Consider the following 23,439-nt stretch of genomic DNA (forward strand, 5'->3'; position numbering starts at 1 on the left):
GATATATCATGGATGAAAGTAAAATCACATATGAATCGATCGATGCCTATATTTCCGGGTTTTCGCTTGAGGTTCAGGAAATCCTTAATACGTTAAGAAAGGTGATAAAAGAGGCGGCACCGGAAGCAGAGGAAAAAATAAGCTATCAGATGCCTACTTTTGCATTACACGGAAATTTGGTGCATTTCGCTGCTTATCCCAAGCATATTGGATTCTACCCCACACCAAGTGGAATTAATGCTTTTAAAGATGAATTATCAGGCTATAAAGGTGCTAAAGGTTCCGTTCAATTCCCCATTGATAAGCCTATGCCTTATGAATTAATTAGCAAGATTGTAACCTTCAGAGTCTCTGAGAATCTAAAAAAAGTTGAAGCAAAATAAGGCGTCTACTGGTATGAAATAGAGTTGTACGTCTGGCTAGGGCTGGAAGTGTGTATCCATTGTTGATCTTCTTCTTGAAGCTAGTGAACATTTGGATCCTCTTACGAGGCACTTCTTGCCTTTCTATCCTCATTGCGGACGTCGTACGAATGCCAGTATAATATCCTGGGCATAGTCCCCAAACCCACTTCCGAACAGATTTAATCCTCTTTTATTGAGTGCATCCTCCCGAATTTCAAAACGTACACGAATAGGTTCATTAAACGCCAGCTTTAAAGAGCTGATTGTAGTGGAAGATGAGAGAGAACCATTACAACTGCTGCCCGATTTAGAGACACTCCATGTAGTAAGAGCTCCATATTCAGTTCCACTTCTCCAACGTTCAGGGGTCAGCTTCCCTTTGCGGTTACCGAAATCGGAGGGGCAAGTCCAAGTCCCGACTAACTGGTCATTGATGGATAAGCTGATATCACTGGCCCAATCCTCTCGGAACGAAGGGGCTTCTGAGCATACTTCTGCCGAAATGCGGATTTCATCCAACTCGACGCCTGGAGGCAGGGGGTTGGCAAAATAGTATTCGACATAACCCGCTTCCGCGAACCATAAGAGTGAGGCATCGACTCGTTCAGGCATGTAGAATGCTCTTGGATCATCCTGGGAGCCAATGACGCCACCATCTTTTCCAGCCATCCCACAGGACGGTTGTATGGAGCAGCGGGAGAACATGCCGATGGGCATATGTATTTCCTCGGTTTGATGCAGGCCATCCCCTAGTTTCGAAGGGAGATCGAGATGAATAGAGCGACAGGTAACCGCACAGATTTTTTCGCGATTTGCTCCTTGCGTAGACGAGATAAGATTAACCTGTTCTAATGTCTGCACATTGATAGATATGGTTGGCTGAGCTACACCTAACGTCTCAGCTAATTGACTGACACTCATAGGCTTTTCGCCAAGGGCTTCAAGAATGCGGACGCGGACGTCACCAGACAGTGCTTTAGCTACATCTAAAATGCGTGACGCGGGATAACGTATCGTTTCTTGTGAAATATCATTCATCATATTTGTTCCTTTTCGTTTAGGATGGGTTGAGGTTATTGTACAATGAAGAGTGAGTATTGTAAAATCATAATAAACATTGCGAAAATAATATACTGGTGCTAAAATGGGCTCAACTTCTTATTTTGAAAGGCTGTGCTCGCCAAATGACAACTTCTATATTAGCTTCTGAGACACTTGAGATTCCTCGATCTGAACACCCTCATCCACATTGGCAACGTCAGGAATGGATGAATTTGAATGGGCAATGGTCATTTAACTTTGATCCGAACAACGAAGGTATGAAGGCGTTATGGTACTCCAATCCTGAAATCGCTTACGATTCAATGATCACTGTACCTTTTTCTTGGGTAAGTCCCTTATCCGGAATTGGCTGCGATCAACAAGGAATCGGCTGGTATCGACGCACCGTGAATGGGCAGGCTATCGACCAACAAACACGATTGTTTTTACGTTTTGGGGCAGTAGATTATTCATGTGATGTGTGGATAAATGGAGAACATGTAGGTTCACATCAAGGTGGATATGGTTCATTTGAATTTGATGTTACACCTTACTGGGCAGCTAACAGTGAGAATAATATTGTCGTAAGAGCTGAGGATTCCGATCATGCTTATCAAGCGCGGGGCAAACAAGGATATGGAGAAATCCGTGGAATTTGGCAGCCAGTATGGCTTGAAGCACGCCCCGAAACTTATATGAAAGATGCAAAGTTTGTGACCAGTATAGATGGACAGGTGATTATAACTACAAGAATAAATTCGCATGAAACGGGTTCGGCAGATTTTACGCTGCAATTCGCTGATCATTCCGTTGTTCATACAGAGAAGCTGCAGCTTATAGCAGGGGAGAACGAATGTAAGCTGTCTATCGATATTCCCAATCCGCATTTGTGGAGTCCAGAAACTCCTTATTTATACGAAGGTGAACTGCAGCTTAGTGGATCGTTTGGTACAGATACAGTCAGCACTTATTTCGGAATTCGCGAAATTCAGACTGCCCGCTTTGACGATCGTGATTATCGGTGGATCACCTTAAATGGCAAGCCGATATATTTGAACGGCACTCTTGATCAGTCCTATCACAAGACAGGTTATTTCACCTATCCAACGGATGAAGACATGCGGGATGAAATTTATCTAATGAAACGTTTGGGACTAAACATGGTGCGAATTCATATCAAGCCCGAAGAACCCCGTAAGCTGTATTGGGCGGATAAGCTTGGCATTCTTGTTATGGAAGATATGCCTTGTTTCTGGGGTAATCCAGATGACAAAGCCAGAGCCTCCTATGAGAGTGAAGCCCTTGAGGTGATTGAACGAGATTATAATCATCCATCTATTTTTTCGTGGGTTATGTTCAATGAGACCTGGGGTTTGAAGACAGATGCTCAGAAGGCTGGCCTCACAAGTGATGTACAGCAGCAGAGTAGTTATCTTAAAGAGACACAGGAATGGGTGCGGGAGAAATATCGCTGGGCGAAGCAGCTTGATCCGACTAGAATTGTTGAGGATAACTCGCCTTGTAATTATGATCATGTGGAATCGGATATTAATACATGGCACTTTTACATTAATGGTTACGAGCAGCTGCAAGCCCACATGAATGAGGTTGTAGATAAAACATTCCCAGGGTCGGAGTTTAACTGTATTGGCGGCAACGTACAGTCTGATGCACCTCTAATGAACAGCGAATGCGGCAACGTGTGGGGGATCGAAGGTGGTGCAGGGGACAGTGATTTGGCATGGCATTACCGCTATATGATGAATGAATTCCGGCGGCATGATAAGCTATGTGGATTCGTATTTACAGAATTCCGTGATGTTACGAATGAGTTCAATGGTTATTACCGGCTAGACGGGAGCGATAAGGATTTTGGATATGGGGATTTTGTTCCCGGGATGACGATTGCGGATCTGCATTCCCCAGATTTTATCGTGATAGATGCTCCTCCATGCCAGACAGTAGAAGCAGGGCAGAGTGTTAAAGTACCTTTGCTAGGTTCCAGCTTCGCGGACAGCTATCACGGTCATAATTTGAAGCTGAAATGGGAACTGTGGTACGACAATTTGGGGATTCGGGTCACTGCGCAAAGTGGACATATGTCTGTGAAATGGGATAACTTTGGAAACACTATACTTCCTTCTTTGAACATTACAATGCCTGGTCAGGAGGCGGCTGCAATACTTGCTGTTTCTCTGATTAATGAGAAGGGTGAAGTGATCACGCGGAATTTCATTACTTTCGATGTAAGAGGCGGTAATAACACTGTATTGTTTAAAGGTGAAGGAGAATTTATAAAAATTCCAGTGGGAGCTTATACCGAACATAACTTTAAGCATCAATGGGATGCTATCCAAGGATCTAAGATTAATGGTGCTGGGCAAGGTCATTATGTATATGAGGTTACACTGCCAGATGCAGCAGATAAATCGATGATTGGTGAGATTGAGATCATGTTCGAAGCAAGTGCTAAACGATTGCTGGCGCGGCATGTTGAAGGTACGAAGCTTAATGATATGGGCCTTGATCTTATGCATGGGGCAGATGCGAGGGTGGAATATAATCCGAATACGTATTATATGACGGATGAAGAGCGTCATCCTTCCCGAGTGAACGTTCTGGTGGATGGGCAGCGGATTGGTTCTTTCTATTTACCGGATGATCCGGCTGATAGCAGAGGGATTTTGTCTTGGCATTATCAGCCAATAGCGAATAAGCTGGATGAGGCTGGATCTTACGGCTACCTATGCAAGGCAAGTGTACCGGGGCAGTTAGCAGCGAAGCTGGATCGCAATCGTGTTTTTCGTTTGGAGCTGCAAGCAGAGGACGGCGGGCTAGCTTTGTATGGCCGTAATGCAGGTCGTTATCCACTGGACTTGTTGATTCGTTATCGCTAAATAACCTCGATGTGCAAAAAAAAGCAATCCCAGCTAAGAAGCAGGGATTGCTTTTTTATCGGTACTGCAAGGTATTATTAAAGTTCTTTATCATTAATGCTGTTTAACCAGCTTTCAATCTCCCCAATGACCGAGCTAATGCAGCCATCTTCAAAAGGTGAAGTCAGGCCCGCAAGTTCAACTAGCTTGATAAAGGATTTGCTTCCTCCGGCTTGACATAACTCCAAATAATCACTCCAAGCGGATTTGAAATCTTCATTTGAGCGTTTCCAGAACTGGAAGGCACATAGCTGTGCTAGTGTATAGTCAATGTAATAGAACGGGGAAGCGAAGATATGGCCTTGCTTATGCCAAAATCCACCCTGTTCCAGATAAGCATTACCTTCATAATTGCGGTGCGGCAAATATTTTTTCTCGATTTCTCGCCATGCTTGCTTACGTTCAGCAGGGGTTGCTTCAGGATTGCTGTAAACAAAATGCTGGAATTCATCTACAGTAACTCCGTAAGGAATAAACTGAAGGCTATCTGCCAAATGATTGAAACGGTATTTGTCTGCATCCTCTTCAAAGAACAATTCCATCCATGGCCAAGCAAAAAACTCCATGCTCATGGAATGGATCTCACAGGCTTCATAAGTAGGAAAAGCATATTCGGGTACATTAATATTTCGGCTTTCATACACCTGGAAGGCATGCCCCACTTCATGGGTCAAGACATCAATATCCCCTGAGGTTCCATTGAAATTCGAGAAAATAAAAGGTGCCTGGTATTGGCTGAAGTAAGTACAATAGCCGCCGCCTTGCTTTCCTTTTTTACTTACTAAATCCACTAGATTGTTATCCAACATAAAAGTAAAAAATTCATCAGTTTCCGGAGAGAGCTCTTTGTACATCTTTGATCCGTTAGCTACAATCCAGTCAGGATCTCCTTTAGGAGTGGCGTTGCCAGTCTTGAAGCTGAAGTTCTCGTCATAAAATTTCAAGGCATCCAGGCCTAGACGTTCAGTCTGCCGTTTCTTAAGCTGTTGGGAGACGGGTACGATATGCTCCAGAACTTGTTTGCGGAAGTTGGCTACCATGTCGGCGTTATAATCGGTCCGCATCATCCGGTCATAACCTAGCTCCACAAAGTTGCTGTAACCAAGCTTTTTAGCAATGCGGTCACGGACTTTAACTAGCTCGTCATAGATTCGATCAAATTCACTTTCATGTTCAGACATAAAATCATATCTGGCTTGTGAAGCACGTTTACGCATATCACGGTCCGTGGACAATTCAAAAGGAGTAAGCTGAGTCAGTGTGCGTTCTTCGCCTTCGAATGGAATCTTAGCGGACGCGATAAGCTGAGCGTATTCTGTAGAGAGTTTGTTCTCCAATTGTAAATCTTCGATGATTTCTGGACTAAAAGTACGCAGAGCTACTTCTGCAAGCTGAAGCAGCTGTGTGCCCCATTCTTGTTCGAATTCGGCTCTGTATTTGGAATTGACGAGTGCTTTGTAATAGTCCGTTATGTATTCCTGAACGATAGGCCCAATTTCGTCCATGAATTCCTGTTCAGCCTTGTAGAATTCATCTGTTGTATTGATCGAATGGCGAACGCTAACCAATGTCTGCAGCGTGTCAAACTCATTGCGAAGCTTGTTAATAGCGGTAACGGAAGCCTTTTGCACTTCTAATGGCTCGGTGTCATTGAGATCTTTAAGCAGGTTGTTAAAATCCTGTTTGAACTTCTCTACATCCGGGCGCTCATAGCGATAATCATTAAATTTCATTAACTATTCAACTTCCTTTCTATACCAGATAGTCTCTATTATATATTCTGAACAGCAATTTACGATAGACCTGTGTTAGCTGTTTTTGAATAAAAAAAGAACAAATGGACAAAAGTGTAAAAACTTGTTAGATGAAATACGGTTTGATATTATCTAAGAATATAGTAAAAATGCAATTTATGAGCGCATCCGTACAATGTAATGAAACGAAAATAGGAGGCTCGATATAGATGAAACCCCGGATTACAGTAATAACACTAGGTGTGGACGATCTGGAGAAGGCTTTTATTTTTTACAAGGATGGATTAGGATTCCCGACCAAAGGGATCATTGGGAACGAATTTGAACATGGAGCAGTTGCCTTTCAACAGCTTATCGATTACTTAGCCTTTATTTAACCCGCATTCGCTGAATACGGGTTATCTCTGTTTATATATGAATATTTGTATTTTTCCACTTTACACTTTACACCATACATCCTTCCTCCCTCTTTTTTTGCAGCAGCAGTACAAATGTCGACAAACTTAATATATCATGATATATTATTATGTATAAGATGAAAAAATTAGAGTCAGGAGATAACGAAAGTCATGAGTGAGACAACATCATCCAAACCGATGTATGAAAAAATATTTGATGAAGTGAAGCAGCTTATCGTTAATAAATCTTATGGACAAGGGGAACGGGTTCCCTCTGAGAAAGAACTGGCTGAAGCCTATAATGTTAGTCGGATTACGAGTAAAAAAGCTCTGGAAATGCTCGCCGCGGAACAATTAATTGTGAGAAAACCTGGAAGAGGTTCATTTGTGGCTGATCCAGCAGTCGATTACATGGAATCAGCAATATCTCCGGGGACGGTCTCCGACGGAACTGTTTTCAATTCCTTTAACCATGAGGAAAAGACGATCGGTCTGGTTATTACCGACTTTGGCAACAGCTATGGCACAGGCTTGATTTATGGCATGGAGCAGGCTTCACGTGATAATGATTGTTTTCTGGTTTTAAGAAGAACCTTTGGGGTCCCGGAGAACGAAGAGAAGTCTATTCAGAAGTTGCTCAGCTTAGGTGTAGATGGTCTGATCATTTTTCCGGCTCAAGGCGAATTTTTTAATGCTGAGATTCTAAAATTGGTGATAGGGCGCTTCCCGCTAGTTCTGGTAGATCGCCATTTAAAAGGAGTGGCAGCAGCATCGATCAGTACTGATAATATGCAGGCTGCACTCAAAGGTACGGAGTATTTATTTGATCTCGGGCATACTCACATCTCCTTTCTCTCTCCACCTCCAGCGGATACCACAGCTCTTGAAGAGCGGGTAGAAGGATTTATTCAAGCGCATGCGGAGCGGGGGATAGCTGTAGACAAGGGATTGTGGGTCAGCGATTTGACCTCAACACTACCGGATTCCTTCAACGATGAGAATATTGAACATGACATTTCACGGCTTATTTCTCATTTGCAAAAGAATCCAACAATAACAGCGCTTTTTGCTGTGGAATATAATATTGCGCTGCTGGCTAGAACTGCGGTCCAACGACTTGGGCTACGGATTCCAGAAGATATTTCGATCATTTGCTTTGATAGTCCGCCAACTCCACTCGGTTCGGGTTATGCATTTACCCATTTACGGCAAAATGAAGAAGAGATGGGGCGACTCGCAGTAGAAAATGTATTGCGAATTATGAACGGGCAAAGTGTGTCCAATAAGATAATGCTGGAAGCTGAGTTGATTTCTGGTGAATCAACAAGCTCTGCTAAACAATCCATCTCTAAATAGAAATTTGGGTTATTATCCAAATTAAACATATATTAGTTGTTATGAAAACCTATCTTTATGGATGGGTTTTTTTATTTATTTTAGAAATATATTTATCTTTATAGATGTATTGATATATTATTATAATAAATAAACATATTGACATACCAATTACATGACAATATACTAATCAATGAAAGCGCTTCAAAGCTCAAAAGAAAAAGGGGGTATTATAACTGAAAGCAACTAGAGAAATACCCGAGTCGATGCAAAAACTGGCATCTAGCGTAAAAGCACAGCTGAGTGATCGTCCGAAATTAGCCGACATGTTCGAGAAATGTATGGCTAACACCTGGAACACAACCTTAAAACGAATGCCAAACGGAAGCACTTTTGTTATTACCGGGGATATTCCAGCGATGTGGCTACGGGATTCCGCCGCACAGGTCAGACCTTTCCTAATCCTTGCCTCCGAAGATGAAGAAATTGCAGACATGATTGAGGGACTTGTACGTAGACAATTTACTTACATCCAGCTTGATCCTTATGCTAACGCATTCAATGAAGAAGAAAGTGGGCATGGTCACCAAGAGGATCTGACAGAGATGAGCCCGGGAGTCTGGGAAAGAAAATATGAAATTGATTCGTTATGTTATCCAATCCAACTGAGTTATCTGCTCTGGAAGAATTCGGGTCGCACAAGTCAGTTTAATGAGTCATTTGTAACGGGCATAGAAAGAATCATAACATTATGGACTACCGAACAGAACCATGAGCGCGATTCAAAATATCTTTTTCAACGGATGAACTGTCCGCCCACGGATACGTTAGCTCGAGAAGGCAAAGGGACGTTGACGGCTTATACCGGAATGACTTGGTCTGGATTTCGTCCTAGTGACGATGCCTGTGAATATGGGTATTTGGTTCCAGCCAATATGTTCGCGGTGGTTGTTTTACGATATGTGTGTGAAATTGCCCGTGAGATTTTAGGTGATCAGGAGCTGGAAAAGAAAGCTAGAAAACTATCTGACCAGCTCAATAAGGGAATAAGTGAGTATGGAATTGTAGAACATCCAGAGTTTGGGACGGTCTATGCCTATGAAGTAGATGGTCTGGGACAGGTGAATATTATGGATGATGCAAATGTACCGAGTCTTCTCTCCATCCCTTATTTGGGTTATGTGACTGCTGATGATCCTATCTATAAAAATACCCGTGAACTTATTTTAAGTAGCACTAATCCCTATTTTTTCGCTGGAAAAGCGGCTGCTGGCATTGGAAGTCCGCATACGTCAAATCGGTACATCTGGCCCATAGCTTTAGCGATGCAGGGAATGACATCTACCCGCTTTGAGGAACAGGAAGCCTTACTTCAGCTGCTGGAGAAGACGGATGCTGGAACTGGATTTATGCATGAAGGGTTTCATGTGGATAATCCTGATGAATTTACACGTCCATGGTTCTCTTGGGCAAACATGATGTTCTGTGAGCTTGTACTCATGCGCTGTGGTAGGCAAATTAAGCGCGGTTGAGACCAACAAGGTTTTTATAATCGACTCTAAAGGGGATAGAGAACATGAAAAAATGGCTGGTTACCTCAATTGTTTTGGTAATGACTACTGCTCTTGCTGCGGGCTGCGGTGGTAATAACGGATCTGCGGACAAAGAGACCGGAAACACAAGCAAAGCTGGGAGCAGTACCGGGAAAAAGACAGAGCTTACCTTCTGGGGAGATTGGGGCGGTGAGGGGCAGAAGCAATTCGAGACCATGGTGGATGCTTTTAATAAATCGCAGGAAAAAATTCACGTAAAATATGTGCTGCAACAGGATATGATTACGAAATTCCTAACTTCTGCGACCAATGGCGGCACTCCTGATGTACTGTTTTGGGACCGTTGGAGAACTTCGCTGTATGCCCCGAAAAATGTACTGCATCCGGTGGATGAATACTTAACGCGTGACGGCATTTCCGAAGATGATTTCTACAGTGAATCCCTACGGGAGCTTTCATACGATGACAAATTATATGGGCTGCCGCTTACAGTAGATGCACGTGCTCTTTTCTATAATAAGAAGCTGCTCGCAGAGGCAGGACTTCAGCCTCCAACAACTTGGGATGAGCTAGAGGCAGCGGCTACGAAGCTAACGAAATGGAATGGCAATAAACTGGAGACTGCAGGTTTTTCCATGGGAGATTTGGGACTTTTTAATATGTATCTCCAACAGGCTGGCGGCACCATGCTTACAGAGGATGGAAAGACCAATTTTAATAATGAGCAGGGCAAGCAAGTGCTTGAGTTCTGGGATCGCCTAATGAATAAGGACAAAGTGTATAAAGTAGGTTTCGAACTTGGACTTGGTGAAGGGCAAGATGCTTTTGTCACAGGTAAAGTGGCTATGCTGTATTCCGGTCCATGGATGCTCAGCACCTATAACAAATATGGTAAAGATCTGGATTATGGAATCGTTCCTCCTCCGGCCGGACCAAATGGTGATAAAGGCAGTGTCATGGGGGGATTTGGTCTAGTGATTCCAGAAGGCTCCAAACATAAAGAAGAGGCATGGGAGTTCATCAAATGGTGGACAGCGAACAAGGATAACGCGTTGCTCTGGGCTAAGACGAGTCTAAATCTGCCGGGTTATAAGCCATCGATGGAAGATCCATTTTTCAAGGATGATCCAAAGTGGCAGCCGTTTCTGGAAACGCTGGAGTTCGCTAAGGTTCGTCCGAACCACCCTGGTTATTCCGTGATGGAGACTGATGCTTTGGCCCCTAATTTGCAGCTTAACCAGCAAAACAAGATGAGCATTGATGAGACCTTAAAGAAATCGCAAGAAGAGGGCGACAAAATGCTGAAGGATAATGAAGTAGTGAAGTAATAAGTAAGACATTTGAAGTGAAGGGAGGTTTCGCCTCCCTTTTGCTTAGGAGGGGGGAGCTGAAATGGCTTCCATCAGAAAGCTAGAGAAACATCAGGCGCGGACGGCTTATCTGTTTATTACACCCACGGTATTGCTGTTTACAGTTTTCACGGTCATCCCCGTGGTAATGGCGCTATATTTAAGCTTTACCAACTACGATGTACTTAGTAGAAACGATTGGATCGGTTTTGATAACTATCGCCGTTTGATAGAGGACAGTTTGTTATGGAAAACATTCCGAAATGTATTTCTGTATTCCATCATTTTCGTTCCATTTAATATTCTGATTTCGCTTCTCCTCGGGATTCTACTTAGTCGATCCTGGCGTGGGGTAAAGTTGTTCCGCACACTGAATTATCTGCCTACCCTTACATCCGCTGTTGCTGCAGCTACGGTATGGATCTGGCTTTTGCATCCTGAATTTGGTTTGGTTAACGGATTGTTGTCTTATGTTGGGATTACAGGTCCGGCTTGGTTATCCGAGACACGAACGGCGATGTTGTCCATTATTATGCTTACCCTCTGGCAGTCGGTAGGTTCTAATATGATTATCTACTTGGCAGGTCTGCAAGGCGTGCCTGACTATTTGTACGAATCTGCACGGCTGGACGGTGCTAATAAGCTGGCTTGTTTCCGGTTTATTACTTGGCCGCAGCTGCGACCAACGACCTTTCTTGTCAGTACGATGTCAATCATTGGTGCGTTGCAGTTGTTCGACCAAGCTTTTGTGCTGACGCAGGGTGGTCCGGCGAATATGACAAAGACCCCGGTTTATCTGATCTATCAGCAGGGCTTTAATCAATTGCAAATGGGGTATGCGTCTGCACAAGCATTTGTGCTTGCTGTGGCGATTCTCATATTCTCACTTATAAACATGCGGATCACAAAGGCGGAGGAGTCCATTGTATAAGCCGGGCTTGCCATGCAGAAGGGGGATAGAGGTATGGATACTAGCGGAAGTTCGTTATTAAAAAGAAGCTTAAGTAAATCTATCTATTATATAGTGTGCATTGTTATTGCCATCGTAATGTTTCTACCTTTTTATTGGAGTGTTCTTACATCCTTGAAGCCTGACGAAGAGATATTCGCCATGCCCATCCGGTGGTTTCCTTCACATTTGACCTTAGAACACTATCGTAAGGCATTTACTACGGTTCCGTTTGCGCTCTATTTCTGGAATTCGCTTGTACTTGCAGTAGCGGGTGTACTGGCGAATCTGTTCTTTGGTTCCATCAGTGGATACGCGTTTGCAAAGTTGAATTTTAAGCTCAATAAGCCAATATTCCGCGTGCTGCTTGCGGCGATGATGATACCAGGCATTGTGACGATGATCCCCACGGTTTATGTTATGCGCCATATTCCTCTTTTTGGAGGCAATGATATTTTTGGTAGCGGGGGTAACGGGCTGATGAACTCATTCTGGGGGATTATTCTTCCGGGCGCTTCAGGAACCTTTGCTGTGTTCTTTATGCGGCAATTCTTTCTCACCTTGCCTAGTGACATGATGGAAATGGCCCGGATCGAAGGCTGTGGAGAGTTTAAAATATTTTGGCGGATTTATTTGCCGTTGACTAAACCAGCGTTGGCTACTTTAAGTATCTTTACCTTCCAAGCGGGCTGGAACAGTTTCTTATGGCCAATGATTGTGCTGAATGATCCCGACAAAGCAACGATTCAAATGGGACTTCAAGCTTTTTCTTATAATTTTCAAACAGACTACGGTCCAATGATGGCTGGTGCACTAGTAGCGATCTTGCCGATATTGGTGTTGTTTTTAGCGCTTCAGCGTTATTTTGTACAGGGAATAGCCTTTAGTGGTATTAAGGGTTAATGCAACAAAAATCGAACCAGGGAGAGAGTCTATATGAACCAATTGGAGATAGGGATTTGGGAGGCACGGGCGAATCAAGCACAAGCTGCGCTGGATTCATTCTTCTGGAATGAAGCGATCAAAATGTACAATATAGAAACACCTTGTCCAAATGGAGAATGCAACACGATTTTTCATTATTGGTGGATGGCTCATGCTGTGGATGTATTGGTAGATGGACTACAGCGGACTAGAGAGAACTGGTATGCCGAAAGGCTTTCCGCACTTCATGAAGGTCTGCTTCAGCGAAATGGTGGAGTATGGCCAAACGAGTTGTATGATGATATGGAATGGATGGCTCTCGCGTGGCTTCGTGCATATCAAGCAACAGGAGTGGAAGGTTATAAAGATACAGCCCTTCTTTTATGGAATGACATTCAGACAGGTTGGAACGAGCATATGGGCGGTGGGATTGCTTGGCAGAAGTCACAGTTGGATTATAAAAATACACCAGCCAACGCACCGGCAGCTATACTTGCGGCACGCTTGTATCAAGCTTTTGGTGAAGCTAGCAATCTTGAATGGGCGTTAAAAATATACAGATGGCAAAAAGAGCATCTGGTAGATCCGGCAACGGGTTTTGTATGGGATGGCATGAATCGCACTGGCAATGGCCAGATCGATAAGGATTGGAAATACTCCTACAATCAAGGCGTCTTCATTGGCGCAGCAGTTGAACTGTACCGTATTACTAAAGAGCAAGAATATTTAGAAGATGCTCACCTAACCTTTGCCGCCGCAGCACATGAACTTGCTGACTCTCAGGGAGGTGTGCTGCCAGATGAAGGGAATGGTGATGCGGGACTGTTTAAAGGGATCCTGATTCGCTATACAGCTGAATGGGTTAAAGCTGATTCTGCAGCAGTTGATGCTGTTGATTTCCTGCGTGCGAATGCAGAATGTCTCTGGGAACAAGGAAAGTCAGAGGACACAGTGTTGTTTGGCACAGATTGGACTTCGTCCACTGCTGGTGTAATTCAGCTCAGCTCCCAGCTTAGTGCGATCAAACTGCTGGAGAAGATGGCTGAATTAACTAAGGAACAGGTTTGAGGTGAGTTCTTAATGACACAAGCAAAGGAAGCCATAGAAGGGGTCAGTTGGCAGGAAAAGTCCGAGTGGTTCCAACAATGTCTACTACGTAATTATTATAATGCTGAGACTGGGATCATGAACCAATGGTATCCCAGAGAGTACAACGTTGCGGGGGAAAACTTTTATTATTGGTGGCAGGCTCATGTCATTGATATTTTAGTAGATGGTTATGAGCGTAGTGGAGATCCTGTGTATTCCTTGAGAATTAAGGAGCTAAGTCAAAGTCTGCAAACTTATAACGGGGGGACTTTCAGGCATAATTACTATGATGATATGGAATGGACAGCATTGGCGTTGCTGCGTGCTTATCGGGTTACAGGATATGAAGCCTATTTAAGTGCTGTGCTTGATCTATGGGAGGATATTAAGACGGCTTGGAATGAACAGTTGGGTGGAGGTCTGGCGTGGAAGAAGGATCAGCTCGATTATAAAAACACTCCTGCCAATGCACCTGCCGTTATCCTTGCAGCCCGGTTATATGAACTTTTTCATAAGCAAGAGGATCTGGAGTGGGCACTCCGTATCTATGAATGGAACAAGACATATTTAGTGGATTCTGCGACTGGTTTTGTGTGGGATGGGATGAATAGACGCGGGGATGGCCAGATCGATTACGATTGGGAGTTTACGTACTGTCAGGGAGTGTTTCTAGGCGCTGGCCTAGAGCTTTACAAGAATACGGGTAATGTTCATTACTTAGAAGATGCGAATCGAACGGCTAATACTTGTATTGATCGGTTATGTGATCCGGTTAATCTGATACTGCCTGATGAAGGCATTGATGATACGGGTTTGTTCAAGGGTATTCTGATTCGTTATTTGGTTCAGCTCTGTAAAGAATCTCCTGAAAATATCCGTATTCGCGAGGTCGTATTGGCCGATGCAATGCAGTTATGGGAAAAAGGTCTGGATAAACAACTGGGTCTGTGCAGTTCATCGTGGGAAGTGAAACCGGAGCTTCCGGTTCAGCTGAGCATTCAACTCAGCGGCTTGATGCTGCTGGAGGGTGCGGCGGCACTGGCGAACGAGTAGCATATAAAATATAAAGACACCTCAAGAGAGGTGTCTTTTTGTTGTTTGAATAACTATCTACAATTAGAAGATTCGACGCTTCCAGCCATTTAATTTAGCGATAGCCTCAATATAATAGTAGTCTCCATAGATCAGGGATACATCAATGAAGGAATCGCCACTGCCAGTTCCGTGCAATAAAATCGCTTCATGCTCCGGCTGCTCCCAGGTTGCGTAATTTTCAGTCAGTGAGCGCAGAATTCGCTCCGCTGCATTTGCATATAGACTTTTTTCGCCTAATGGTACGATATCTGCAAGCTCTAATAATCCTGAAGCGGCTATAGAGGCTGCAGAGCTATCTCGAAACATCCGTGTGTCATCCTCTAGGCGGAAATCCCAAAAAGGGACTTGATCCTCGGGTAAAGCAGAGATGAAATAATGTGCGATCCGTTTAGCAGTGTTCAGGAAACGTTCATCTCCAGTGTGGCGATAAGTATTGATGAAGCCGTACAGTCCCCAAGCCGTTCCACGGCTCCAAGAGGATTCAGCCGAGTAGCCTTGACCGCCAAAATTCTCAATATAAGCACCTGTCTCTGCATCAAAAGAAATAATATGTTTGGTGGATCCATCCTCACGTATGCCATATTGCATCGTCGTCTCGGCGTGGTTAATTGCAATATGCTTATAGCGGGGATCACCTGTCACTTTGCTGGCCCAGAACAGCAGGGAGATATTTAACATACAGTCGATAATTACCCAGCCGTATTTATCTTCATTCCATGCGCGGATGAATTTACCTACAGGATTATAGCGGGCAGCGAGGAAATTCGCCGCTTCAATTCCTCTGCGCAGGGCATCTTCGTCACCTGTAATTGTATGTTTGATTACAGCTGTCGGTAGGAATTGGAATCCCACATCGTGATGCATCTCAACCGTTGGTTTAATAAACCATTCCTCCAAGGTACCGTCCCAATGCCAAGCGGCCTCCTTGTAAAGGTCTTTTCCGGTCATATCATGCATGATCCAGAGGAGTCCAGGCCAGAACCCTGTAGTCCACCAGTCTGAACCAATATCATCAAATTTGCCATCTTTTCCGGCGAAATGCGGGCACTTATCACCGATCTGCTCTATCATACGTTCTACTTTTGTATCGAGTCTACCCATGATCTCTTGCCAATAAGGGTTTGTCATTGTTACTGCCTCCAGTGTATTTAGGATGTTATGAGTATAGCTTTCTAAAGCTCAGGAAAGTTGTGTTTTGATATAAGGAAATGTTTGATTATTGTCATGTTGTAACAGGCTTTTAATCTATAACTGACAAAATACAAACATTTCTGCATAACACATTAAAACTTTATCGGTGTTAGAAGCGATACAATCTAAATGAACAGGAGGATGGTAAAGTGGATGATTTACAAGTATATAAAGCACCTAAAGATTTCCCGGGACGTGAGGATTATAAGGTCAGAGTACGGCAGCCTGAAGGAGAATGGCATAGCTTGTTTATTTACGAGGTTAAGGTAGATATGCATGAGGTACGTCCTGCATCCATGGCTTATTTTGATCTGGAAGGTACAGTAGAAGTTGAAGTCACCTGTCTTTATACGGAGATTGATTGTGTGAACATTGCTCCGGCTTCGCGAGGGATCACTTACGAACATCATGGAAATACCATTTTGTTTAAACTAACGGGTCCGCAAAAGTTATCGATTGAGATCAACGGTGATATTTTTCGGAATCTGCATTTATTTACTAACCCTAAGGAGAAGGATGCCCCTCAACCAGAGGATGCTAATGTCTTAGTAGTCCAACCGGGTATACACCGGAAACCTGATCTTTTACGTCTGCTGGATAATACCGCTGCTGATCCTCGTGAAAAGAGGAAGGTGCTTTATTTCGCTCCGGGCACACATTATATAGAAGAAACAGTATTGCCGGTCCCTTCGGAAACCACGGTGTATCTTGCCGGAGGTTCAGTGCTTGTAGGTTCCTTGGTATGCGAGGGAGTTCATGATGTATCCATTCGTGGTCGCGGTGTAATTTATCTTGCGGATTTTCATCGATTCTCGGCCTTTCGAGGGATACGAATTGTTTTTTCACGATCTATAAATGTGGAAGGTATTACCGTGATTGATCCGCCACATTATAGCATTTTCATCGGGCAGTCTGAGCAGATTGTGATTGATAATTTCAAATCGTTTAGCACTCGCGGTTGGTCTGATGGCATTGATATCATGTCTAGTTCTGAGATTAGAATCCGGGATGTTTTTATGCGTAATTCTGATGATTGTATTGCTATCTATGGCTCAAGATGGGATTTTTATGGGGATACCCGCAATATTAGCGTTCGTGATTCTATTCTGTGGGCGGATGTTGCTCATCCATTGATGATTGGCACTCATGGTGACCATGAACGGAATGGTGACGTAATTGAGTCTATTGTTTTTGCGAATATTGATATCTTGAATCATCACGAACCGCAAGAGAATTATTGGGGGGCACTGGCGATTAATGCCGGGGATCGAAATAAGGTATGTAATGTTCTATATGAGAATATACGTGTGGAACGTATTGAGCAGGGGCAGCTAATTGATGTGCGAGTGGTCTATAACAAGGACTACAATCCAGAGCCGGGGACAAGCATCCGGGACATTACATTTCGAGACATCAGCTATAGCGGGACGGCCAACCCTTCACGAATTTATGGATATGACGAAGAGAGAGCTGTTGAAAATGTGACCTTTGTCAATTTAAGGTTCAATGGTGAACTGATGGACGCCCCCCGCCCAGAGCTGATAGATATTAATCATTTTGCTAAAAATATACTCTTCGTTACTGAAAAAAATACGGTTGTGTAGATTAGATCTAATTACTTTTTCTATATTTTAATGGAGTCGTCCCTAGGACTCTTTTGAACAGTTGATTGAAATAAGAGGCATTTGGAAAACCAACAGTGATTCCGATTTGCTCCACAGGCAGGTCTGTCGTTCCTAACAAGCGGCAGGCCTGTTTGATCCGGCGGGCAGTCAGATAATCAACAAGCCTTCCTCCGGTTTCCTGATGAAAGATTCTGGAGATATAGGATTTGGACAAGTGAATCTCCTCAGCCAACTGATTCAGATTAACCTCCTCATGATAATGCTCTTCGATAAAACTCATGATTTTCTCAGAATAGCGCAAGGTTCGCCGTTCTCCTGATTGGAATACATGCTGATCTTCAGTTCCTATACTGCTCAATAATTGAAGAATTAACAGTGAAATGTCTTCGGTATCCTCAGTCAGACTGACTTTTTTATTGTGATTATAATGCTCCAGAATCCACTCCACAGACTCAACGTGGTCCTTAAGATCAAAGGCACAATGTGTATTTTTTCCTTGCCAAAGCGCTGTGAATAAAGCCTTTCTTTTCGCAAAACCCTCCAGCAGGTGCTCAGCAACATGTGGATCAATGTAGAAGATGGTTCGTTCAAAAGGACACTCGGGAGAAACCTCAGAATAGATCCGGTGCAGCTGATAGGGCTGGAAAAAGAATAACATTCCCCTGCGAATATCGTACATCTGCTGATTCACAACAACGTTTCCCTGTCCGCCATACACGAACATGACTTCGCAGCATTGATGCCAGTGATAATAACCTTTGTAATAGTCGTCGGTATATATTTTATAATCCCAAATCAAGGTCTTGTGTTCTTCAAAAACAACAGGTTCGAACAGCTGCTTCATAGGCCCTCCAAGATGACAAAATATAAACATTTTCTTATATCCCATTATAACTTTAATTATTATGAAAGCGATACAATAAATACGTTAAACTATGAAAAATCCGGTAGTGGAGGGTAACATTATGACGCGAAAAATTGTTAATCCGGTGTTGGCAGGTTTTCATCCAGATCCGTCTTTTATTAGAGTAGGGGATGATTATTATATCGCAACATCTACTTTTGAATGGTTTCCAGGTGTAGAAATCCATCATTCCAAGGATCTAGTCCATTGGCATTCCATTTCACGTGTTCTGACAGAAGCCTCACAAGTAGATCTGCGTGGTAACGTAAGTTCTGGTTCCATTTGGGCACCAGCGCTTTCTTATGATCAAGGCGTGTTCTATCTGCTATTTACAGATGTGAAATCTCGCAAAAGTGTATATAAAGATCTGCATAACTATTTAATTACAGCGACTGATATCATGGGTCCGTGGAGTGAGCCGGTTAGACTTAATGGCAGCGGGTTTGATCCATTTTTGTTCCATGATCTGGACGGGACCAAATGGCTGCTTAATATGCGTTGGGATTTCCGTAAAAATCACAATAACTTCTCTGGCATCATTATGCAGGAATATGACCCGGAGACTGGCAAATTAACGGGACCTATCCATGAAATTTATAAAGGGACACCTATCGGAGTGACCGAAGGTCCGCAATTGTACCAGAAGGATGGGTACTATTACTTACTGACAGCTGAAGGGGGCACCGGCATCAACCATATGGTTACCTTAGCTAGAAGCCGAAGCCTCACAGGTCCTTATGAGACTGATCCGGATTTCCCGATTATGACCACGGCGCATGATCTGACCTACCCGTTTCAGCAAGCAGGTCATGGATCGCTCGTAGAGACTCAGAATGGGGACTGGTACATGGCACATTTATGCACACGTCCGATTCCGGGAACGTCAACGATGAATCCGTTAGGCCGGGAAACTGCTATTCAACGCTGTGAATGGACAGAGGATGGCTGGTTGCGATTGGCTCACGGAGGGAAGCTGCCTGCATTGGAGACAATGGCTCCTGAACTGCCTATATTCACTTTTGAGGAGCTGCCATACAGAGATGATTTTGATGGAGAGGTTCTTGGATTTCCATACCAAAGCTTGCGTGTGCCCTTTGATGAATCTTGGGTTAGCTTGAAGGAACGCCCAGGGTTTCTTCGTCTGCGCGGTAGAGAGTCGTTAGCTTCACTGCATGATCAGAGCTTAATTGCCCGGCCGATTCAACATTTTGAATGCTCAGCTACAACCTGTCTGGAATTCGAGCCGGATAGCTTCCTGCAAATGGCTGGACTAGTCCTCTATTATGATGACAGTGATTACTATTATTTGCGTGTTACCGCAGATGAGATCCGTGGAACTAGTTTGGGCGTTGTGCTGTGTAGAGGTGGCAAATACGATGAGATTTCCTCTATGCAGCTATCTGTGAAGAATTGGGATCGTTATTATCTAAAGGCGGAAATTCATGGACGTGATCTGTTGTTTTATGCCTCTCCAGATGGGGTGAATTGGACAGCTGTCTGTACTCCCTTAGATTTTGGCACGCTTTCGGATGAATATGGCGGTAAGCTCGGCTTTACCGGTTCCTATGTCGGGGTATGTGCTCAGGATTTGGATCAGCAAGCGAAGCCGGCTTATTTTGACTATTTTGAATATAAAGCTTTATAGGTGTTCAAAAAAACCATAACATTCTTCATATTCTATTTTAGGATAAAATGTTAATTTTTACTTATCTTACATAGAAAGGGATGTTTGTGATTTTGAAAAAGACTTATAAAGTCGTATTAACCTGCACACTCTTGCTGAATCTGGCCCTGTCCTCTGCTGCAATGGCCGCACCCATCGACGTCGACGTGAGTAATTTGAAAGAAGTCCAAACTTCTGGACCGGAAAAGGCTTGGGTTGGAGAATGGAAAGGCGACGATACGATTATTGTGGACACACAAGGAAATGTTACTACTGTTGGAGAACTCAAAGAGTCTTCAAGCTTTGTGCCCCCAGCAGATGACAACCTTATAAATAATGAATTGTTGGCACCGGAGCTAATAACACCTACTTTTGAACCTGATTCTCCGCAAGCAACCCTATCTTCCGCTTATGGTCATGCATGGCCGTATACAGCCGAAAATAGCTATGGAATTAACTGTTATGGTTATGCCTTAAGATTTCCAGGGGCAATCAACCCTGGTGATGGAGACGGGGTCTCAAATGTCAGAGATCCTGCCTATTTTACTAATGTGTATTATACTGCTGGTCTTGTGGTTCAAGATGGCAATACGAATCCTTTATATTTTAAGCCAGGTTGGCGGATACTTCCGGGCCGAACTGCAGCGATTAATTCCGATGAACATCGTATTGCACTTAGAGTGGGGTGGATCGACTCAAATGGGAATGGTAAAGTCGATATTCCTGAGGATAACGTTGATTACCACTTCATGCTTCAAAATAGCTCAGGTCTATGGTCAGAGAAACATGGACATCAACCTTCTCAAAACACAGCAATTTCAGATCCTAGCAATTTCGTCTGGAGCAATGGCTCTCATTATGGTTTTTACAATAGCGTGACCGTTTATATTGCTGCAAAAATATTTTAGAATTTCATAAACATTACGTATGGAATAGCGATAGTCTTTTTTTTGAAGATTATGGCTATTCTTTTTTAGTTTCGAATTGTTTATGGGATGATGTATACACTTTTTAACTTTGGTATGATAAAATTAAATTGTACACAAATTAAATAAAGGTGGTTATTTTGATGGTATGGGTAGCTAATATTATGGTCGGTGTTGTTGCGTTAATACATATCTATATTGTTTATTTAGAAATGTTCGCTTGGTCAAAGCCAAAAGGGCTTCGAGTCTTTGGAATGACACAGGAAGTTGCGGATGCTTCTAAAACTCTGGCCGCGAATCAAGGGTTATACAATGGATTTTTGGCGGCAGGTTTAATTTGGGGATTGGTTCATCCGAATGTAAATTTCGGCCATCAAATTGAAATCTTCTTCTTGGCAACAGTTATTGTGGCGGCATTATATGGCGGACTGACGGTGAAAAAGTCTATTTTGTTTATGCAAGGTCTTCCAGCCTTAGTTGCATTAATCCTCGTGGTTTCGATTTAAGATAACTTAGAAGTAGTGGACTTTAGTAGGGTTTCTACTCGCATACATGCGTGGTGGAAGCCTTTTTTGCGTAAGATCAAGAAATTATTGGGTAAGGAAATATGCTGGATTAAAAACAGGAATTATGGATGGTGTACCGAGAAACAACAGAGAAGTGGTAGATTAATATGTTTTAGGTAAAGGTATGGCCTTTAGATAAGATGAAAGGGGGACTTTAGCAAACCTATTGCATGATTGTGTGGGCTAAAAGAGTAGACGAAATGGCGTTTAATCTGAAAGTTCTAGACTTTAAAAGTAAAACCTTATCATAAAAAAGAGCTGCTTCCCAGCAGGGATCACCTGTCAGGGAAACAGCTCTTTTTATGTGCTGGTTAAATGGGGATCTTATTTAATAGATGCTGTATAAATCGCTTCTACAGATTTGGAGAGGAGCGCGTTAAACTCTTCTTCTGATTGTCCAGCGCTTAGTCCCTGCGATAACGCACGTGAGAAGCTGGCAATCAGTCCTTGATTATGGGCGAGCTTATCGTTTGCTTCTGCTTGTGTGTAACCGCCTGATAAAGCGACAATTCGCAAAACGTGAGGATCATCCATTAATTCGCGGTAGAAATTATTCTCCGTTGGAATGGAGAGCTTAAGCATGACCTTCACGTCTTTGCCCAGCGTAGACAATTGGGCCGATAGTTCTTCTTTTAGCAGCTTCTCTGAAGCTGTTTTATCAGCAGTGTGGATATCAACTTCCGGTTCGATAATAGGAACGAGTCCCGCTGCTAAAATCTGCTTGCCGATTTCAAACTGCTGTTCTACCACCTTTTTTATACCGGCAGGGTTAGCCTCTTTAATCACCGAGCGCATTTTTGTACCGAAGATGTTACGTTCGTTGGCCCGCTTCAGAAGATCATTCAAGCCGGGAATAGGCTTCATTAGTTGTACTCCGTCCTCAGGGTCGGCAAGCCCTTTATCGATTTTCAGGAAAGGCACAATACCTTTTTTCTCCCATAGAAAATCGGCAGTATATTGACCGTCTATAGAACGATCCATTGTGTTCTCAAATAAGATTGCACCCAGTATATGCTTAGAATCAAATGCAGGGCTCTTGATAATGCGCGTTCTCATCTCGTGAACCAACCCATACATTTGATCTTCATTAGAGTAACTGTCCTCTGCAACACCATATTGCAGCAGCGCTTTTGGTGTACTGCCACCACTTTGATCCAAGGCAGCTATAAATCCCTGTCCCGTCCGAATTCGTTCCCATTGCTCCATATTCATGAAAATTCTCCTTCCTTTCGTGAACTGAATGAAAATTCTTATGTTCATTAACTATAACACTTAATGTAGCGGCTCTAAACAAATGGTATTGTAAACTCGGCTGGTAACTAGTCTATTGTGAGGGGATTTGAATCTGCGATATAAGGACTTCTGGGTCCGGCTGTTCTATGAGGATGACGTGGTATCGACGTGTGTGGTCTTCTGAGTCCGGATTAGCCAAGATAGACGATACTACATCATCGTTCGGACTGTATTGCAGCTATTTGGCGTTTTTGGAGCATTATTCAGAAGTATCGGACCGCAAAGCTCTTATTGCCAAGTTTTTGCTCCAAAGAAGAGTGGATTTGATCGAATAGCTGCATCCGAGTCCGATAGCAGGGCAACATGGCCTAAATCTGCGAAATAGCGTCTCCTGAGTCCGGACCGTCGATGGCGAGGACGAGTAGCCTCAGCAGACGATTAAGAATCGACATATAGCGTCATCTGAGTCCGAACCCATAGTTAGTGTGGACATAAAGCCTCAAC

At 43.4% G+C, this 23,439-nt stretch carries 19 protein-coding genes and 1 pseudogene; 15 read left to right on the forward strand and 5 right to left on the reverse strand.

The window, feature by feature from the left end:
• Positions 1–8 precede the first annotated feature (8 nt).
• The gene (locus NST45_RS09820) at positions 9–383 is read left to right on the forward strand and encodes a DUF1801 domain-containing protein (RefSeq protein ID WP_036688098.1); all 375 of its coding nucleotides are present in this window, start codon (positions 9–11) and stop codon (positions 381–383) included.
• A 129-nt stretch (positions 384–512) separates the two neighbouring features.
• Here NST45_RS09820 and NST45_RS09825 read toward each other — a convergent pair whose 3' ends face one another.
• Entirely contained in the window at positions 513–1,445 is a 933-nt protein-coding gene (locus tag NST45_RS09825) for a helix-turn-helix domain-containing protein (RefSeq protein WP_235219558.1), read from the reverse strand.
• A gap of 143 nt (positions 1,446–1,588) precedes the next feature.
• On the opposite strand from NST45_RS09825, the gene NST45_RS09830 reads away from it, so the two are divergent.
• Positions 1,589–4,342, forward strand: coding sequence for a glycoside hydrolase family 2 (locus NST45_RS09830; RefSeq protein ID WP_038571688.1), 2,754 nt, complete (start codon positions 1,589–1,591; stop codon positions 4,340–4,342).
• Between the two features lie 77 nt (positions 4,343–4,419).
• On the opposite strand, the gene NST45_RS09835 is transcribed toward NST45_RS09830, so the two are convergent.
• Positions 4,420–6,114 carry a M3 family oligoendopeptidase gene (locus tag NST45_RS09835; RefSeq protein ID WP_036688094.1) on the reverse strand — a complete coding sequence of 565 codons (1,695 nt, stop codon included), beginning with the start codon at positions 6,112–6,114 and terminating at the stop codon, positions 4,420–4,422.
• Between the two features lie 230 nt (positions 6,115–6,344).
• Here NST45_RS09835 and NST45_RS09840 point away from each other — a divergent pair.
• The 8 genes and pseudogenes from NST45_RS09840 to NST45_RS09875 form a co-directional block, all read left to right on the forward strand.
• Positions 6,345–6,479, forward strand: a pseudogene (locus NST45_RS09840) (VOC family protein); the annotation flags it as partial.
• Between the two features lie 225 nt (positions 6,480–6,704).
• Positions 6,705–7,889: a GntR family transcriptional regulator gene (locus NST45_RS09845; RefSeq protein ID WP_076194647.1), complete on the forward strand. Its 1,185-nt coding sequence runs from the start codon at positions 6,705–6,707 to the stop codon at positions 7,887–7,889.
• A gap of 245 nt (positions 7,890–8,134) precedes the next feature.
• On the forward strand, positions 8,135–9,400 hold the full coding sequence (locus NST45_RS09850; protein WP_076106474.1) for a glycoside hydrolase family 125 protein: 1,266 nt from the start codon (positions 8,135–8,137) through the stop codon (positions 9,398–9,400).
• A 44-nt stretch (positions 9,401–9,444) separates the two neighbouring features.
• Positions 9,445–10,749: an ABC transporter substrate-binding protein gene (locus NST45_RS09855; RefSeq protein WP_076100072.1), complete on the forward strand. Its 1,305-nt coding sequence runs from the start codon at positions 9,445–9,447 to the stop codon at positions 10,747–10,749.
• A 64-nt stretch (positions 10,750–10,813) separates the two neighbouring features.
• The gene (locus tag NST45_RS09860) at positions 10,814–11,701 is read left to right on the forward strand and encodes a sugar ABC transporter permease (protein WP_036688088.1); all 888 of its coding nucleotides are present in this window, start codon (positions 10,814–10,816) and stop codon (positions 11,699–11,701) included.
• Between the two features lie 33 nt (positions 11,702–11,734).
• The gene (locus NST45_RS09865; RefSeq protein ID WP_076142466.1) at positions 11,735–12,622 is read left to right on the forward strand and encodes a carbohydrate ABC transporter permease; all 888 of its coding nucleotides are present in this window, start codon (positions 11,735–11,737) and stop codon (positions 12,620–12,622) included.
• Positions 12,623–12,655: 33 nt separating this feature from the next.
• On the forward strand, positions 12,656–13,711 hold the full coding sequence (locus NST45_RS09870; protein WP_326046863.1) for a glycoside hydrolase family 76 protein: 1,056 nt from the start codon (positions 12,656–12,658) through the stop codon (positions 13,709–13,711).
• Positions 13,712–13,723: 12 nt separating this feature from the next.
• On the forward strand, positions 13,724–14,785 hold the full coding sequence (locus NST45_RS09875) for a glycoside hydrolase family 76 protein (protein ID WP_339825498.1): 1,062 nt from the start codon (positions 13,724–13,726) through the stop codon (positions 14,783–14,785).
• Positions 14,786–14,848: 63 nt separating this feature from the next.
• Here the strand turns inward: NST45_RS09875 and NST45_RS09880 are convergent, their stop codons facing one another.
• On the reverse strand, positions 14,849–15,955 hold the full coding sequence (locus NST45_RS09880; RefSeq protein ID WP_339825501.1) for a glycoside hydrolase family 88 protein: 1,107 nt from the start codon (positions 15,953–15,955) through the stop codon (positions 14,849–14,851).
• A 212-nt stretch (positions 15,956–16,167) separates the two neighbouring features.
• Between NST45_RS09880 and NST45_RS09885 the strand changes: the two genes are divergently transcribed.
• Complete coding sequence (locus tag NST45_RS09885; protein ID WP_339825504.1) at positions 16,168–17,622, forward strand: glycosyl hydrolase family 28 protein; 1,455 nt, start codon at positions 16,168–16,170, stop codon at positions 17,620–17,622.
• 7 nt (positions 17,623–17,629) lie between these two features.
• Here the strand turns inward: NST45_RS09885 and NST45_RS09890 are convergent, their stop codons facing one another.
• Positions 17,630–18,487 carry an AraC family transcriptional regulator gene (locus NST45_RS09890; RefSeq protein WP_076100068.1) on the reverse strand — a complete coding sequence of 286 codons (858 nt, stop codon included), beginning with the start codon at positions 18,485–18,487 and terminating at the stop codon, positions 17,630–17,632.
• Between the two features lie 121 nt (positions 18,488–18,608).
• Here NST45_RS09890 and NST45_RS09895 point away from each other — a divergent pair, with 121 nt between their 5' ends.
• From NST45_RS09895 to NST45_RS09905, 3 genes are all read left to right on the forward strand, one after another.
• Complete coding sequence (locus tag NST45_RS09895; protein ID WP_076100066.1) at positions 18,609–20,192, forward strand: glycoside hydrolase family 43 protein; 1,584 nt, start codon at positions 18,609–18,611, stop codon at positions 20,190–20,192.
• Positions 20,193–20,284: 92 nt separating this feature from the next.
• Positions 20,285–21,118, forward strand: coding sequence for a hypothetical protein (locus tag NST45_RS09900; RefSeq protein WP_036688074.1), 834 nt, complete (start codon positions 20,285–20,287; stop codon positions 21,116–21,118).
• Positions 21,119–21,279: 161 nt separating this feature from the next.
• On the forward strand, positions 21,280–21,642 hold the full coding sequence (locus NST45_RS09905) for a DUF1304 domain-containing protein (protein ID WP_036688073.1): 363 nt from the start codon (positions 21,280–21,282) through the stop codon (positions 21,640–21,642).
• Positions 21,643–22,026: 384 nt separating this feature from the next.
• Here NST45_RS09905 and NST45_RS09910 read toward each other — a convergent pair whose 3' ends face one another.
• Positions 22,027–22,914: a fructose bisphosphate aldolase gene (locus tag NST45_RS09910; protein ID WP_036688071.1), complete on the reverse strand. Its 888-nt coding sequence runs from the start codon at positions 22,912–22,914 to the stop codon at positions 22,027–22,029.
• 173 nt (positions 22,915–23,087) lie between these two features.
• Here NST45_RS09910 and NST45_RS09915 point away from each other — a divergent pair, with 173 nt between their 5' ends.
• Complete coding sequence (locus NST45_RS09915; protein ID WP_339825509.1) at positions 23,088–23,270, forward strand: hypothetical protein; 183 nt, start codon at positions 23,088–23,090, stop codon at positions 23,268–23,270.
• Positions 23,271–23,439 lie beyond the last annotated feature (169 nt).

The organism is Paenibacillus sp. FSL R7-0163 (genome assembly GCF_037969975.1).
GTDB classification, from domain to species: Bacteria; Bacillota; Bacilli; order Paenibacillales; family Paenibacillaceae; genus Paenibacillus_AQ; species Paenibacillus_AQ odorifer.

Excerpts from the sequence above, each read along its gene's own strand:
- NST45_RS09865 (WP_076142466.1), top strand. The coding sequence starts at position 11,735 with ATGGATACTAGCGGAAGTTCGTTATTAAAAAGAAGCTTAAGTAAATCT.
- NST45_RS09830 (WP_038571688.1), top strand. The coding sequence starts at position 1,589 with ATGACAACTTCTATATTAGCTTCTGAGACACTTGAGATTCCTCGATCT.
- NST45_RS09845 (WP_076194647.1), top strand. The coding sequence starts at position 6,705 with ATGAGTGAGACAACATCATCCAAACCGATGTATGAAAAAATATTTGAT.
- NST45_RS09915 (WP_339825509.1), top strand. The coding sequence starts at position 23,088 with ATGACGTGGTATCGACGTGTGTGGTCTTCTGAGTCCGGATTAGCCAAG.
- NST45_RS09870 (WP_326046863.1), top strand. The coding sequence starts at position 12,656 with ATGAACCAATTGGAGATAGGGATTTGGGAGGCACGGGCGAATCAAGCA.
- NST45_RS09890 (WP_076100068.1), bottom strand. The coding sequence starts at position 18,487 with ATGAAGCAGCTGTTCGAACCTGTTGTTTTTGAAGAACACAAGACCTTG.
- NST45_RS09860 (WP_036688088.1), top strand. The coding sequence starts at position 10,814 with ATGGCTTCCATCAGAAAGCTAGAGAAACATCAGGCGCGGACGGCTTAT.
- NST45_RS09895 (WP_076100066.1), top strand. The coding sequence starts at position 18,609 with ATGACGCGAAAAATTGTTAATCCGGTGTTGGCAGGTTTTCATCCAGAT.
- NST45_RS09905 (WP_036688073.1), top strand. The coding sequence starts at position 21,280 with ATGGTATGGGTAGCTAATATTATGGTCGGTGTTGTTGCGTTAATACAT.
- NST45_RS09825 (WP_235219558.1), bottom strand. The coding sequence starts at position 1,445 with ATGATGAATGATATTTCACAAGAAACGATACGTTATCCCGCGTCACGC.
- NST45_RS09880 (WP_339825501.1), bottom strand. The coding sequence starts at position 15,955 with ATGACAAACCCTTATTGGCAAGAGATCATGGGTAGACTCGATACAAAA.
- NST45_RS09910 (WP_036688071.1), bottom strand. The coding sequence starts at position 22,914 with ATGAATATGGAGCAATGGGAACGAATTCGGACGGGACAGGGATTTATA.
- NST45_RS09820 (WP_036688098.1), top strand. The coding sequence starts at position 9 with ATGGATGAAAGTAAAATCACATATGAATCGATCGATGCCTATATTTCC.
- NST45_RS09855 (WP_076100072.1), top strand. The coding sequence starts at position 9,445 with ATGAAAAAATGGCTGGTTACCTCAATTGTTTTGGTAATGACTACTGCT.
- NST45_RS09875 (WP_339825498.1), top strand. The coding sequence starts at position 13,724 with ATGACACAAGCAAAGGAAGCCATAGAAGGGGTCAGTTGGCAGGAAAAG.
- NST45_RS09850 (WP_076106474.1), top strand. The coding sequence starts at position 8,135 with ATGCAAAAACTGGCATCTAGCGTAAAAGCACAGCTGAGTGATCGTCCG.
- NST45_RS09835 (WP_036688094.1), bottom strand. The coding sequence starts at position 6,114 with ATGAAATTTAATGATTATCGCTATGAGCGCCCGGATGTAGAGAAGTTC.